Annotated in this window: 14 protein-coding genes; 6 read left to right on the top strand and 8 right to left on the bottom strand. The window is 33.8% G+C overall.

Annotation, left to right across the window (positions count from 1 at the left end; all coding sequences use genetic code 11):
* The first annotated feature begins 9 nt into the window (after nucleotides 1–9).
* Nucleotides 10–306 (top strand): hypothetical protein, encoded by a 297-nt coding sequence (locus tag GXW81_RS03725; RefSeq protein ID WP_161531241.1) that lies wholly within the window; start codon nucleotides 10–12, stop codon nucleotides 304–306.
* Here the strand turns inward: GXW81_RS03725 and GXW81_RS03720 are convergent.
* From GXW81_RS03720 to GXW81_RS03695, 6 genes are all read right to left on the bottom strand, one after another.
* The gene (locus tag GXW81_RS03720; RefSeq protein ID WP_161531240.1) at nucleotides 303–2333 is read right to left on the bottom strand and encodes a site-specific recombinase; all 2031 of its coding nucleotides are present in this window, start codon (nucleotides 2331–2333) and stop codon (nucleotides 303–305) included. The genes GXW81_RS03725 and GXW81_RS03720 overlap by 4 nt on opposite strands.
* Nucleotides 2334–2338: 5 nt before the next feature.
* Nucleotides 2339–2983: a monofunctional biosynthetic peptidoglycan transglycosylase gene (gene mtgA / locus GXW81_RS03715; protein ID WP_079208336.1), complete on the bottom strand. Its 645-nt coding sequence runs from the start codon at nucleotides 2981–2983 to the stop codon at nucleotides 2339–2341.
* A 69-nt stretch (nucleotides 2984–3052) separates the two neighbouring features.
* Nucleotides 3053–4258, bottom strand: a complete 1206-nt coding sequence (locus GXW81_RS03710) for a metallophosphoesterase (RefSeq protein ID WP_161531239.1) — start codon at nucleotides 4256–4258, stop codon at nucleotides 3053–3055.
* A gap of 78 nt (nucleotides 4259–4336) precedes the next feature.
* Complete coding sequence (locus GXW81_RS03705) at nucleotides 4337–5101, bottom strand: porin family protein (protein WP_161531238.1); 765 nt, start codon at nucleotides 5099–5101, stop codon at nucleotides 4337–4339.
* Nucleotides 5102–5145: 44 nt separating this feature from the next.
* Nucleotides 5146–5868, bottom strand: a complete 723-nt coding sequence (ubiE, locus tag GXW81_RS03700) for a bifunctional demethylmenaquinone methyltransferase/2-methoxy-6-polyprenyl-1,4-benzoquinol methylase UbiE (protein ID WP_161531237.1) — start codon at nucleotides 5866–5868, stop codon at nucleotides 5146–5148.
* Between the two features lie 12 nt (nucleotides 5869–5880).
* Complete coding sequence (locus GXW81_RS03695) at nucleotides 5881–6450, bottom strand: hypothetical protein (protein WP_161531236.1); 570 nt, start codon at nucleotides 6448–6450, stop codon at nucleotides 5881–5883.
* 142 nt (nucleotides 6451–6592) lie between these two features.
* Here GXW81_RS03695 and GXW81_RS03690 point away from each other — a divergent pair, with 142 nt between their 5' ends.
* Both GXW81_RS03690 and GXW81_RS03685 read left to right on the top strand, forming a co-directional pair.
* Nucleotides 6593–7660 (top strand): 3-oxoacyl-ACP synthase III family protein, encoded by a 1068-nt coding sequence (locus tag GXW81_RS03690; protein WP_161531235.1) that lies wholly within the window; start codon nucleotides 6593–6595, stop codon nucleotides 7658–7660.
* Between the two features lie 12 nt (nucleotides 7661–7672).
* Nucleotides 7673–8017 (top strand): phage holin family protein, encoded by a 345-nt coding sequence (locus GXW81_RS03685; protein ID WP_161531234.1) that lies wholly within the window; start codon nucleotides 7673–7675, stop codon nucleotides 8015–8017.
* A 6-nt stretch (nucleotides 8018–8023) separates the two neighbouring features.
* Here the strand turns inward: GXW81_RS03685 and GXW81_RS03680 are convergent, their stop codons facing one another.
* Nucleotides 8024–9310, bottom strand: a complete 1287-nt coding sequence (locus tag GXW81_RS03680) for a M64 family metallopeptidase (protein WP_161531233.1) — start codon at nucleotides 9308–9310, stop codon at nucleotides 8024–8026.
* Nucleotides 9311–9433: 123 nt separating this feature from the next.
* Here GXW81_RS03680 and ychF point away from each other — a divergent pair, with 123 nt between their 5' ends.
* Nucleotides 9434–10525 (top strand): redox-regulated ATPase YchF, encoded by a 1092-nt coding sequence (gene ychF, locus GXW81_RS03675; protein ID WP_064970170.1) that lies wholly within the window; start codon nucleotides 9434–9436, stop codon nucleotides 10523–10525.
* 76 nt (nucleotides 10526–10601) lie between these two features.
* Here the strand turns inward: ychF and fsa are convergent, their stop codons facing one another.
* Entirely contained in the window at nucleotides 10602–11255 is a 654-nt protein-coding gene (fsa, locus tag GXW81_RS03670; RefSeq protein WP_161531232.1) for a fructose-6-phosphate aldolase, read from the bottom strand.
* Between the two features lie 124 nt (nucleotides 11256–11379).
* On the opposite strand from fsa, the gene GXW81_RS03665 reads away from it, so the two are divergent.
* Both GXW81_RS03665 and GXW81_RS03660 read left to right on the top strand, forming a co-directional pair.
* The gene (locus GXW81_RS03665) at nucleotides 11380–12198 is read left to right on the top strand and encodes an enoyl-ACP reductase (protein WP_161531231.1); all 819 of its coding nucleotides are present in this window, start codon (nucleotides 11380–11382) and stop codon (nucleotides 12196–12198) included.
* Between the two features lie 156 nt (nucleotides 12199–12354).
* Complete coding sequence (locus GXW81_RS03660; protein WP_185153012.1) at nucleotides 12355–13359, top strand: peptidylprolyl isomerase; 1005 nt, start codon at nucleotides 12355–12357, stop codon at nucleotides 13357–13359.
* The last annotated feature ends 71 nt before the right edge of the window (nucleotides 13360–13430 follow it).

The raw sequence follows: 13430 nt of genomic DNA, 5'->3' as shown, positions 1-13430 counted from the left end.
TATTATTTAATGAAGAATAAGAAAAAAAGGGCTTATCAGTCTTCGGATTTGGTTAAGATTTTTTCGAAGAAATTTGGGTTTGAAGAAAAACTATTGGCTTTTCAAATCAAAGATTTTTTAGAAGACTACTTAGATGATGAGCTTTTTAAAGAAATAGGAGATGTTAATCTTCTAGACAAAACTTTAACCATAAAAGTAAAATCCCCATTGCTAAAAAATGATTTTAGAATGAGGAAAACTTTTTTTATTCAAAAATTTAAAGAAGTAGCAGGTGAAAATGTAGTAGAGGAGGTCTACTTTATTTAGTTTTTCCCCTCTTTTTCTAGTTCTACTACCATTTTTTCGGCATTGGTATTTACACCAGAAGGCAATGGAATAAAGAATTTAGCTGGATTTTTAACAAAGGTGTTAAAAATTTCTCTATAGATTAACCTTACTTCTCCAAATTTAACCTTTCTAGAACGGAATGCTAACGACATTGATAACCCAAAGCTTACAATGAAGTTAAAAAATCCGATTAGGAATACCGTGATGAAACTAATCCAAAAAGTTCCCATATCAATATCGAACCCTTTTCCGTATATGGCTAAAGCTAAGTTACCAGCGGCAAAGGTAATGTGTCTAATATCTAAATCTAATCCTAAAAAGTTACCAATAGGAGCTGTAGCACCTAAGAACACTCCAAACCAAAAATTAGAAACAACACCAGCCCAATTTTTAGAATAAAATGCAGAAATGCTTCGTGCTGCCTTAGCTCCAAAGGCTTTGTTAAGGTATGGATTTTTAATAATTCGCTGAGGAATTTGGTAAAACCTAGAATTGTTGCTGATGTTTCCAGATATAATCCCTGAAATAAATAGAAATACACCAGCTATACTAGCGTGTAGAATAGCCTTAGACTCTACTGGATTTAAGTCTCTTAAAAGTTTATTAGCCTTATCTGTGGCAAGGTTTTGTTGGAAGATAATATCTAATCCATAGATAATAAGTAGAGCCACAGGAAAGGCAAGTAATACATTACCCACAAACGCAATGAATTGAGTTCTAAATAATTTTGATACTAAATCTGCAAAATCAGTATAGTTTTTAGAAGTATTTTTATCTTCGGATAATACTTTAGCCATGGTTGCCGCAGTCATAGCAGGCTGTTTGGTTGCTAAGGTATAATGCAAAAGATAAATGAGTACAAAGCCCATAGCATAGTTGAATGAGTACAAAAATGCGTGGGTAAATTCACTACCATTACTATAGCTGTAAAGCATTTTGAGAACACATAAAAACCCTACGATGATACCACCTCCAGCAGCTTTTTTAAACATATCCATGTACTGCTTATAATTGAACGCGATATAGTGAGTTCCTGCCTGTGCGGTATGAGTAGTAATAAGGTGAGAAAGTTGTAAGGTACTATCCGCAAACAGTTCACTGAAATTGTTTCTGTGAGATTTGTACCTAAGAATATTTTCTACCAAAGTTTTAGATTGTTCAAGATGAGTGGTTTTTTCCTCTGTAACTAATAGCGGTAATATTTCAGAAATTCTTATTAGCTGTTGTCTAATTTTCATTAAAGACTGGTTGGTCTTACTAGATAACCCATATTTAGAGGTATTTTTAAATGCTATTTTAATAAATTCTAAACATTGGCTGAGATAAACTTTAGCTTGTTTATAGTGTTCATTTTTAGCGGAAATTTGGACTTTTGGGTCTTCTTGGAATAGCTCTAAAAGACAATCAATTTCATTTTGTAGGGCAATAAAAGGATTGTCAAAATTTTTATATTCAGGAGCCATTTTAACCACTTCTACATCTAGAGCATTTCCTATGGCTCTCCATGCTAAAATGTTGATGGATAGAAACAAATCTTTCTGAACGGATTCCTGTGCAAAAAGACTCTCAAATCCCATAATTTGTAGAAAAGTATTCTTTTCTTCTTCTGGGAGGTTAAGTAGAAAATCAAAATTCTGTTTAGAGCTAAGTAATATTTTTTCTATTACAAAAGAAACAGTGTCTTCATCTTCTACTGCTGGGAGAACTTTAGCAATTACTCTCTTTTTAAACTCTGCAAAGAAAGAGTTTTCGGATAAAATATTAGCTTCCGTAAGAGCAAGGACCATTCGTCTTCCTCGGAAAATATTTTTTAGATAATGAGCAAAATTATTTTTTAAATCTTCATTTTCGGTGAGTATATTTAATAAATGGCTAAAGCCTTCCTTTTTAGTAGCTTCGAATATTTCAGACAAAGGTTCTAGTGCAGAAGTTTCGTTCTGAAATTTAAAATACTTTGTAATGAGAGATTCTAATGATTCTATAGGACGATTACTAAATATATTCATAAAAATTATTTTAAAGAGATAAAGTTCATTTGCCTCATAATCCACTTATGCTTTCTATTGAGATAAGGTGTTGGGTTTTTAGGGTCGTATTTCTTTGGGTTAGGCAATACGGCAGCTATCCAAGCGGCTTCACTTTTGGTAAGGTCTTTAGATGATTTATTAAAGTAGTACTGTGATGCCGCTTCTACACCAAAAACACCCTGTCCCATTTCTATGGAATTGAGGTACCTTTCTAGAATGATATCTTTAGACCAAATCTTTTCAATAATAAAGGTATATACGGCTTCTAACCCTTTTCTAACCCAACTTCTGCCATTCCATAAGAAGATGTTTTTGGCGGTTTGTTGAGAAATGGTGCTGCCTCCCTGTATACTTTTACCTTTTTCGTTGTGTTTCATTGCTCTTTCAATGGCTTTAAAATCGAAACCATTATGAGTGTAAAAATTTTGATCTTCAGAGGCTATAACGGCTTTTTTTACATTGTTTCCCATTTCAGAGAACGGAATATAATCTCTATCCAGCTTGTGAAATTTTACTAAGCCTTCTATCTGAGTGATAGTAATAATAGGGTTGAAAAACCTACCTCCAATTAGTGTTAGTATGTTTATAAGAATGATTAAAAATAGTATTCTTTTAATTAATTTAAACATAATAAAATTTCTAAAATTTCCCCACAAAAATAAGGTATAATTTTTAAATGGTTCCTAGCGACCTATTTTCTACTCCAAAGTAAATACAGTGATTTCTGGATTGATGCCCACTCTTCCAGAAAATCCTAATACTCCAAAACCTCTGTTTACATAGAGATATTTCCCATTGCTTTCGTAGAGGTCTGCCCATTTAGGATAGCGGTATTTTACAGGAGACCACTTGATGTTTTTTAAATCAATTCCGAACTGCATTCCGTGGGTATGTCCAGAAAGTGTGAGCTGTATATCTTTCGGGTGATGTTTTACAATGTGGTCAAAGTGGGTAGGGTCGTGGCTCATGAGTATTTTAGTGGCTTCTTCGGGAATGCCTTTAGTCGCTAAGTCTAAATCTCCAAATTGAGGAAAAGGCAATTCTCCCCAATTTTCTACACCGATAAGGTATAGAGAAGCTCCATTTTTATTGATGATACGGTGTTCATTTCTTAACATTTTAAAACCAGCTTTGTTTTGTAGATCTATTAGTTTTGGGATATTTTGGGCTTTTTCTTCTTTGGAGTTCCATTGTCCATAATCTCCGTAGTCGTGGTTTCCGAGTACAGAGTATTTACCGTCTTTGGCTTTAATTTGAGAAAATAAATCAACAAAAGGTAAAAATTCTTCTGCATAATTATTCACCATATCTCCTGTGAATAGCACCAAGTCAGGGTTTTGTGAATTGATGAGTTTAATGGCTTTTCGTAATTTTTCAGGCTGACTAAAACTACCACTATGAGCATCAGAAATTTGAATGATTTTGTAACCTTTAAATTCTTTCGGTAGATTTTTTAGTTTTAGTCTTACTTGTCTCAAGGTATGGCGGTATTTTCCGAAAATAATTCCGTCAATCACAGAGGCTGAAAACAAGGCTGCTGAACCCATACCGATTAAGGTAATGAAGTTTCTTCTTTCTGGATAAAATGCAGATTTAGATAAAATGCGTTTAGTCCTGAATTGTAGAACTCTTATAATATCATCAAATAAAATAAACGCCAGTAAGAGTAACTTTGGAAGCATAAAAACCATGAAAATACTAGAGATAATAAACATTTTTTTATTATTTCTAGCAGAAGTATCAAAGGTTAGTATCTCAAAAAGTAGCCAACCATATAATGCAATAGTGATAAGCCAGTAGGTGATTTTAAACCAAGGGCTAGAGTAAAGTGTTCTAATAGCATTATAAATATAAAATTCTAGTAAGAAAAAAATAACAATAAAAGGGATTATGTTTTTCAGCATATTTTGGGTTTTAGTTAAAAATAAAAAAGCACTCTTTTGATACTGAGTGCTCTGTATTTATTCTGTTATGAGTTATTGTTATTCAAATTTAAGCACAAACATAAAACTTCTACCTTGGGTGGAGGTAAGTGCAGATGTCCAGTAAGGTGGTGTGTTGGCATTATCTCTCACGAGTTCATTACCTATAGTGAAAGTCCCTCTAAAGGCTGGCGTAAGTTTAAATTTACTGAAATAAAACTGAATGCCTATTTCTGCTGAATAACCAAAATTGTGCGTGGTACTACGGAAAGTACCATGGGCGTTATCATCTTCGCTACCAGAGTTAGATTGTAAATTAACCAGCCAGTTGATACCAGCCGCTGCGTAAGGTCTAGAGTTAAACCATCTATCAGCATGTATTTCTAATAAAAGCGGAATGTCTATTGTAGTTGCCTTAATCTTTCTCACTTTATCTTCTTCGGTAAGTGTTTTTGGAGTGAATGGAGCATTGGCGTCAGTAGCGTAGATACTATTAACTTGAGTATCAAAATACATGTCTCTTTCTATAAATTGCATACCTGGTTCTAGCCTCAAATCTAGATTTTTGTTGAGTCTCATTCTTCCTATCAATCCAGCACCAAAGCTATAAGTAGGTTTGGAAGAAACTAAATTTTGATTTCCTCTAGTACCGTATTTAGGGTCTAGCACCATTTTGTAATCGTTTTGGCTACCATTAAGAAAAAAACCGTAGCTGAACTTTTTATCATCAATACCTTCCATTCTGTCCATTCTATCTTTTATTCTGAACTGTGCAGAAGATATGGCAGAAATACTAATGAGAGTTAAAAAAAATATCTTTTTCATGGATTATATTCTTATTTCTAGTATATAACAAAGAATATTGTTTTTTATTTTGTTGCTTTGTAAATAGTGGCTATGCCTAAACTTTGTTTTTTGTATTCTACCTTTTTAAAACCAACATTTAATAGGATTTCTTTCATTTTTTCACCATAAGGGAAAGCGTTTACAGAATCTGGTAAATAGGTATATGCACGGCTGTCTTTAGAGATAAGTTTGCCTATTCTAGGGAGAATGTTTTTAAAATAAAACATATAAAAAGGAGCCAAGAAGCCTTCTACCTTAGAAAACTCAAGAATGTAGATGCTAGAACCTTCTTTTACCACTCTTCGGAATTCTGATAAGCCTTTTTCTAAGTTTTCGAAGTTTCTAACTCCAAATGCAGAAGTTACAGAGTCAAATTTATTATCCTCAAAAGGTAGATTTTCGGCATCGCCTTTCATCATTTTTATTTTGTCAGAAAGATTTAGCTTTCTAACTTTCTCTATTCCAATATTTAACATTTGTTGCGACAAATCTAGACCTACAATTTCGGCTTTAGTACCTTTTTCCATAGCGATGGCGAGGTCTCCTGTGCCAGTGGCAATGTCTAATATTAGTTTCGGCTGGTCTTTTTTAAGCCAATTAACGAGGTTTTTTCTCCAAATTAAATCTACTTTTAAAGAGAGTACTCTGTTTAGAAAATCATATTGTGGAGCTATATTATCAAACATAGCTTCTACTTCTTTTTTCTTTCCTGCTTCGGTGTTATATGGAGTAACTTGTGTTTTCAATTTTAATGTTTTTTAGAATTTATAATATTCGCTATAATAATTTAGAAAATCTTGTTTTCTGAATAACTTAGTTCGAGACTCTACTTTCTGTATGTTTTTTACCACAGCATCATAATCTTCATCTATATTGTAGTAGAAATCTTCTATGTATAGTTTGTTATAATGGGTTACATCGCCTAGATAATCCTTGCCATCTATTACGGTTTTTCCGTGAGATAGTAAAAGAGAATCTTTATTAGGAATATAACCGTAAAACTGCCTATTAACATAGTAGTCTTGATGAGCGATATTAAGTAAACCTCTTAATTTATTTACTTGAAATGCAGAGTCGTAAATGATTTTTTTGTTATTATCAAAAACTTGAATGCTGTTTTTACCTTTAGATAAATCTACTTGTACAGATTGCCCTGCACTTATAATCTGTTCAGAACCATTATTTATTTTAAAATAATAAGTGTTAGGCGTTGGGTTATCTACCAAATAGTAATTTTTCTTAGCCAAGAAAAAGAAGTAAATAGCAAAGGCTAAAATAACCGCAAGAAAGGAAAAAATAAACCCTTTTACAGGAGCAGATAAATTCATAATCTTAAAAATTTACAGCCACAAAGGTAACATAAAACCACGATTTGAACAATTTTACTCGTAAAACATAAAACTTTCCCTAAAGTTAAAGTGTTTATCATTATAATTATTAAATTTGCAGTCTAATTTATCCAAAATACTTATGCCAAATACAGTCATTATAGGTTCAGGAAGTTGTGTGCCAAGCAATATAATTAAAGGAGCAGATTTCTTAGATTCTGTTTTTTTTGATGATAATAAAGAGCTGATTGATAAACCTGTACAGGAAGTTATTGATAAGTTTGTAGAAATTACAGAAATAGAAGAACGCCGTTATAGTAATCTAGAAGAGTATAACTCTGACTTAGGGCTAAAGGCTTCTCTAGAGGCTTTAGAAGATGCTGGTATAGATAAAGAAGAACTAGACTATATTATTTACGCAAGTAATTTTGGTGAGGTAAGTAATAGTGGTGTTTCTGATTTTATGCCTAGTATGTCTGCAAGGCTAAAAAATAAATTAGGAATTAAGAAACTTAGTTGTATTAACTATGATATGATATTTGGTTGTCCAGGCTGGGTAGAAGCTATGATTTTGGCGGATAGTCTTATTAAAGCAGGGAGAGCCAAATATATTTTGGTTGTAGGAGGAGAAACTTTGAGTAGAGTAACAGATCCTTATGATAGAAATAAAATGATTTTTGCTGATGGTGCTGGTGCCGTAGTGGTAAAGGCTGACGAGAGTAAAGATAAAGGCATTATTGCGGACAGTACTTTGTGTTTTAATGGGGAAGAGCTAAGTTATTTAGAAAACTCGGCTTCGTTGAACCCAAATGCACCTCAAGATAAAAATTATATCAGAATGCGTGGGAGAAAAATTTATGAGTTCGCTCTTAAATATGTCCCAGACGCTATAAAATCTACAATAGATAAAGCAGGCTTAGGTATTCAGGATATTGATAAAATTTTAATTCATCAGGCTAATGCTAAGATGGATCACGCTATCATTTCTCGTTTGCATCGCCTTTACGGAATAAAAACCTACGATGAGGCAATAGCACCAATGACGATTCAGAAATTTGGTAATTCTTCCGTGGCTACTGTGCCTACGATGTATAATCTTATCAAGAAAGGGAAGCTAGGTAATCATCAATTTAAACAAGGAGGATATATTGTGTTCGCTTCTGTAGGAGCAGGAATGAATATCAATGCAATTCTCTATAAAATGGACTAAACTTCTGTTATTATGAAACTGGTTATCAAACTTCTTATTGTAGCCGTAAGTGCCTTTGTACTTCAGAATGTCCTATCAGGAGTGCATATTGCTTCATTTGGCACGGCGGTGATATTCGCAATTATTTTAGGTCTATTAGACATCACAGTAAAACCTATCTTGAAAATTTTAGGTTTTCCATTAACTATTATTACTTTAGGTTTGTTTTCGTTAGTGATTAACGCTTGTATCATGCTCTTGGCAGAATATCTAGTCAATGGTGTTGTTATTGATAGTTTTTGGTGGGCATTAGGCTTTAGTGTTGCTTTGTCTGTCGTTACTTCTGTGCTTAATGGCTTGTTTTTGAGTAAGAAATAAACACTTTTATTTCGTGTAGAATAATATAGTTTCCAGCAAAGCATCTGTACATACAGGGCAGAAATTTTCTGGAGTGTTAGACTTCATTCTGCAATCTTGCACTGGGCTATAGATACCTTTTGGAGTGTAGCCACCACCTTCAAATACTCCAATACTATTCTTATATAACTCCGTTCTAGGCGTTGGTATAGGTGTGTTTTTATTAACTTTATGCTTCCATTTTTTGCCAAAATCTACTAGAGTAGTAAGGTTAGGTTCCCAAGGCTCTACTTTTAGATTATATAAATCGGTTGTTCCGCCAGAATTGTTGTAATATTCATCTCCGAGACCAGCAAAGCCGTGTCCAAATTCGTGCACAAAAACTTTTTCAGATAAGTAGTTATCCGCTGATACTAAGTTAATCACATTATAAAAACCACCGCCACCATATCTTGGCGTATTTACGATAACAAAAATTTGGTCATAAGGTACATTGGCAGCTATATCCGAAATTTTAAAAGAGGATAAAGTGGTAAGATAGCGAGGCTCTCCGAAGGTATAGAAATGAGAGTTTAAAATGGTGTTTTTATAAATATTTTCTCCAGAAATGTCCGTTCCAGACTCTTGGGAGGGCGACTCTACAATATATATATTAAAGTGATTTTTATTTGATTTAAAAGGCTCTACGCTCATCATATAATCAATAAAGCGTTGAGCATCTTTTTTAAATTTAGGCATTTCTTCGGTGGTGTAGCCTTCTGCTAAAATAGCAATATCTACTGCGTTTTGTGGAGATTTATGACCATAAATTTTAGTTGAAGGATAGAAAGAAGGCGTTTCTTTAACAATATCAAACTGATTAGGATTGATGATTTCTGTAAGAAGATTAGAAAACGAACCATCTCTTTCTCTAGACTGTACTTCAAGAATAATATTGTGTTTAGGGAAAGGCACGATAAAGGTGTTTTCAAAAGACTTGTATTTGTTTTTAGCTTCTTCGGTGGCTTGCCATTCGCTGAATATAGGGCTGAAACCTTTAGAAAAAATCATTTCTTTTGAAGGCTCATCTTTTATCACAATTCTATAATTACCCAAATCAGGAAAAATAAGCTGTGCCGAAGTCCCACCACCGTAGTGAGGTTCTTTTTTTAGTTGATGTATCGTAGCTGTTTTATGGGTTTGGTTACCTGTGAGTAACAAATCTATGCGGAGACTTCCATTGGTGAAATAATCATCAAAATTAAGAGCTTGTGCCATACTTATCTGTGATAAGATGAGTATTGTTATAATGAGTAAATGGTATTTTATTTTCATAAAAGTAGAATATGCTTCACACAAAGTAAAGAAAAAATCCTCAAATAACTTTAAAAAAAGAAGGTCTTATTTTCTAATCCAATCTTACTTAACTATATTTGCAAAATTATAATATATCTGATTATGAAATGTGGAATTGTAGGTTTGCCTAATGTAGGAAAATCAACCTTGTTTAACTGTCTTAGTAATGCAAAAGCACAGAGTGCTAACTATCCTTTCTGTACCATAGAGCCTAACTTAGGAACGGTATCTGTACCAGACCAAAGATTGTTTGAGTTGGAGAAATTGGTTAATCCAGAGCGAGTTCTTCCTGCAGTGGTGGAGATAGTGGATATAGCGGGACTGGTTAAAGGAGCGAGTAGAGGAGAAGGTTTAGGTAATCAGTTTTTGGCAAATATCCGTGAGTGTGAGGCTATTATCCATGTATTGAGATGTTTTGATAATGGTAATATCGTACATGTAGAAGGTTCAGTAGACCCACTTAGAGATAAAGAAATTATAGATATAGAGTTACAACTAAAAGACATAGAAACTCTAACTAAAGCGGTAGAAAAAGCCAAGAAGTTTATAAAATCAGGGAAGAAAGAAGATATTTTAAAATACGAAACATTAAAAAGTATCTTAGAATTTGTAGAAAGCGGTAGAAATGCTCGTGAGTTTGAAACTGACGATATTACTCAGCCTATCATAGACGAAATACAATTATTAACTAAGAAGCCTGTGCTTTATCTTTGTAATGTAGATGAAAACTCTATTAAAAATGGCAACGAATGGATAAGTAAAGTAGAGGAGATGGCTCAAAAAGAAGGAGCAGAAGTGTTGGCTTTGGCAGCACAGATAGAGGCAGATATTAACGAACTAGAAACCTACGAAGAACGCCAAATGTTCTTGGAAGAGTTAGGATTAGAAGAGCCAGGCGTTAACCGTCTTATCCGTAAAGCGTATGAACTTTTAAAGTTACAAACTTATTTCACAGCGGGAGTAAAAGAAGTAAGGGCGTGGACGATAGGTAAAGGTTGGACGGCACCTCAAGCGGCAGGAGTTATCCATACTGATTTTGAGAAAGGATTTATCCGTGCGGAAGTAATTAAGTACGAAGACTTCATCAATTACGGTTCAGAGGCTAAGGTGAAAGAGGCAGGTAAGCTTTCTGTGGAAGGTAAAGAATATGTTGTGCAAGACGGTGATATTATGCATTTCAGATTTAATGTTTAATATCTAAATCAAATAATAAAAAAATCCTCATAACTTAGTTGTGAGGATTTTTTGTTTTTAATTATGATGTTTTTTACTAGCCTAATTTCTGGGCATCTGCTACAAACTGTGCTAGACCATTATCCGTTAAAGGGTGTTTAAGTAAGCTCAATATAGGAGCTAAAGGAGAAGTGATAACATCAGCACCTATCTTAGCACAATCTATAATGTGCATAGAGTGTCTTATAGAAGCGGCTAGAATTTCAGTTTCAAACATATAGTTATCATATATCGTTCTGATTTCTTCTATTAAATTAAGTCCATCAGTAGAGATATCGTCCAATCTTCCTAAGAAAGGTGATACATAAGTCGCTCCCGCCTTGGCTGCTAAAAGAGCTTGTCCTGCCGAAAATATTAAAGTACAATTGGTCTTAATACCTTTATCAGAAAAATACTTTATAGCTTTTATCCCGTCTTTTATCATTGGTATTTTCACTACGATATTAGGATGGATAGCAGCTAATTCTTCACCTTCTTTTATCATTTCTTCATAAGTTGTAGAAAGTACCTCAGCAGAAATATCTCCGTCTACCAATTCGCAAATGGTTTTGTAGTGGTTTATTATAGCTTCTTTCCCTTGTATACCTTCTTTAGCCATTAGGGAAGGGTTGGTGGTTACGCCATCTAAAATACCTAGATTTTTAGCTTCTTTAATTTGTTCAAGATTAGCGGTGTCAATAAAAAATTTCATTTTTTAATTAGATTTTTGTTTCAGCAAAGATAGTAATTTAATGTAAGAAGTTTAGTTAAATTTAGGGTGGATTGTAATCCCAATCTTATTTTTTTTATTATTTTTGTTGCTAAATAAAATAATTATGTCATACGGATTATTAAAAGGAAAAAAGGGAATTATATTTGGAGCTCTTAACGAGCAATCTATTGCTTGGAAAGTAGCAGAAAGATGTCATGAAGAAGGTGCTGAATTTATCTTATCTAATGCACCTATCGCTATGAGAATGGGAGAATTAAATGCTTTGGCAGAAAAAACAGGAGCGGAGGTCATTGGTGCAGACGCTACTTCTATGGAAGATTTAGAAAAACTTTTTGATGCTGCGATAGAAAAATTTGGAAAGCTAGATTTTATTTTACACTCTATAGGAATGTCGGTTAATGTAAGAAAAGGAAAACCTTATACTGACCTTAATTATAGCTTTTTAGAAAAAGGTTGGGATGTATCGGCAGTTTCTTTTCACAAAGTTATGAAAACCGCTTGGGATAAAGATTGTATGAACGAGTGGGGGTCTATTTTAGCACTTTCTTACATTGCAGCTCAGAGGACTTTCCCAGACTATAATGATATGGCAGATAACAAATCTTATTTGGAGAGTATTGCGAGAAGTTTTGGATACTATTGGGGTGAAAGAAAAGTAAGAGTAAACACCATATCACAATCACCAACACCTACAACAGCAGGAAGCGGAGTGAAGGGCTTTGGAGGTTTCTTAGGTTATGCAGAAGATATGTCTCCACTAGGCAATGCAACGGCTTTAGATTGTGCTAACTACTGCGTGGCAATGTTTTCTGATTTAACAAGAAAGGTAACAATGCAAAATCTCTTCAACGATGGAGGATTCAGCAATACTGGGGTTTCTCAGAAGATAGTGGATAGATATGATCAAAGTAAAGAAGGTTAACTATAATTAAAATAAAAGTAATACCGAGATTTGAGTATCTCGGTATTTCGTTTTAGCCATTCCAAAATTAAACTAACGATGAAAAAAATCTTATCTTTGTGTGCTACTTTATTAGCAATTTTATCATTAACTAATTGTAATCCTATATACAAAAAAATGAATATCGAAAAAGAATTTTACAACGCTCTTCCAGAGGGTGTTTATGCAAAAATGGAAACTTCTAAAGGAAGTATGATTATCCAATTTAACGACAAAGAATCTCCTGTAACCGTAGCTAATTTCGTAGGGTTAGCACAAGGTACAATAGAAAATAAAGCTAAGAAAAAAGGAGAGCCTTACTATGATGGGATTATTTTCCATAGAGTTATCAAAGATTTTATGATTCAAGGAGGAGACCCTAAAGGAACAGGAATGGGAGATCCAGGTTATAAATTTGATGACGAAAAGAATGACCTAAAACACGAAGGTAAAGGTTATCTTTCTATGGCTAATTCAGGTCCTAATACCAATGGTTCTCAGTTTTTTATTACAGAAGTGGCTACACCCTGGTTAGATGGTAGGCATACGGTGTTTGGTAAAGTAATACAAGGTTTAGAAGTTATAGATGCTATTGCTAATGTAGAAAAAGGAGCGCAAGATAAGCCAAAGCAAGATGTAGTAATACAAAAGGTAGAGGTTTTCACTAAAGGTGATTCTTACAAAAACTATGATGCAGCAAAAATATTTAATGAAGGTAAGTCTAAAATCCAAGAAAGAAATAAAGCTTACATAACTAAAAAAGAAGCAGAGGCAGCTAAGAAGTTAGAAGAGTTAAAGGCAGGAATGACGGCTACAGCATCTGGACTTTTATATAAAATTACAAAATCTACTGAAGGTAAAGCTCCTAAAGCGGGTGATATGGTGGCAGTACACTATGCAGGAAGATTAACTAACGGACAAGAGTTTGATAACTCTTTTAAAAGAGGAGAACCAATAGAGTTTCCTGTGGGGACGGGTAGAGTAATCAAAGGTTGGGACGAAGGTATCATGCTTCTTAAAGAAGGAGAGCAAGCAACATTGCTTATCCCATCTAATTTAGCTTATGGAGAGAGAGGAGCAGGTGGTGTTATTCCGCCTAATGCGTGGCTGTTATTTGATGTGGAACTGGTTAAGGTTAAATAGTTTATATTTTAATTATTATATTTTAAGGGCTTGATGGTTTCCATCAAGCCCTTAATTTGTTATAAATCTGA

Source organism: Riemerella anatipestifer (assembly GCF_009932355.1).
GTDB lineage: Bacteria > Bacteroidota > Bacteroidia > Flavobacteriales > Weeksellaceae > Riemerella > Riemerella anatipestifer_E.
Note: the sequence above shows the minus strand (reverse complement) of the source record. Positions and strands in the feature narration are given on the sequence as shown.

Coding starts and splice junctions, on each gene's coding strand:
- GXW81_RS03725 (WP_161531241.1), top strand. CDS start 10: ATGAAGAATAAGAAAAAAAGGGCTTATCAGTCTTCGGATTTGGTTAAG.
- GXW81_RS03720 (WP_161531240.1), bottom strand. CDS start 2,333: ATGAATATATTTAGTAATCGTCCTATAGAATCATTAGAATCTCTCATT.
- mtgA (WP_079208336.1), bottom strand. CDS start 2,983: ATGTTTAAATTAATTAAAAGAATACTATTTTTAATCATTCTTATAAAC.
- GXW81_RS03710 (WP_161531239.1), bottom strand. CDS start 4,258: ATGCTGAAAAACATAATCCCTTTTATTGTTATTTTTTTCTTACTAGAA.
- GXW81_RS03705 (WP_161531238.1), bottom strand. CDS start 5,101: ATGAAAAAGATATTTTTTTTAACTCTCATTAGTATTTCTGCCATATCT.
- GXW81_RS03695 (WP_161531236.1), bottom strand. CDS start 6,450: ATGAATTTATCTGCTCCTGTAAAAGGGTTTATTTTTTCCTTTCTTGCG.
- GXW81_RS03690 (WP_161531235.1), top strand. CDS start 6,593: ATGCCAAATACAGTCATTATAGGTTCAGGAAGTTGTGTGCCAAGCAAT.
- GXW81_RS03685 (WP_161531234.1), top strand. CDS start 7,673: ATGAAACTGGTTATCAAACTTCTTATTGTAGCCGTAAGTGCCTTTGTA.
- GXW81_RS03680 (WP_161531233.1), bottom strand. CDS start 9,310: ATGAAAATAAAATACCATTTACTCATTATAACAATACTCATCTTATCA.
- ychF (WP_064970170.1), top strand. CDS start 9,434: ATGAAATGTGGAATTGTAGGTTTGCCTAATGTAGGAAAATCAACCTTG.
- fsa (WP_161531232.1), bottom strand. CDS start 11,255: ATGAAATTTTTTATTGACACCGCTAATCTTGAACAAATTAAAGAAGCT.
- GXW81_RS03665 (WP_161531231.1), top strand. CDS start 11,380: ATGTCATACGGATTATTAAAAGGAAAAAAGGGAATTATATTTGGAGCT.
- GXW81_RS03660 (WP_185153012.1), top strand. CDS start 12,355: ATGAATATCGAAAAAGAATTTTACAACGCTCTTCCAGAGGGTGTTTAT.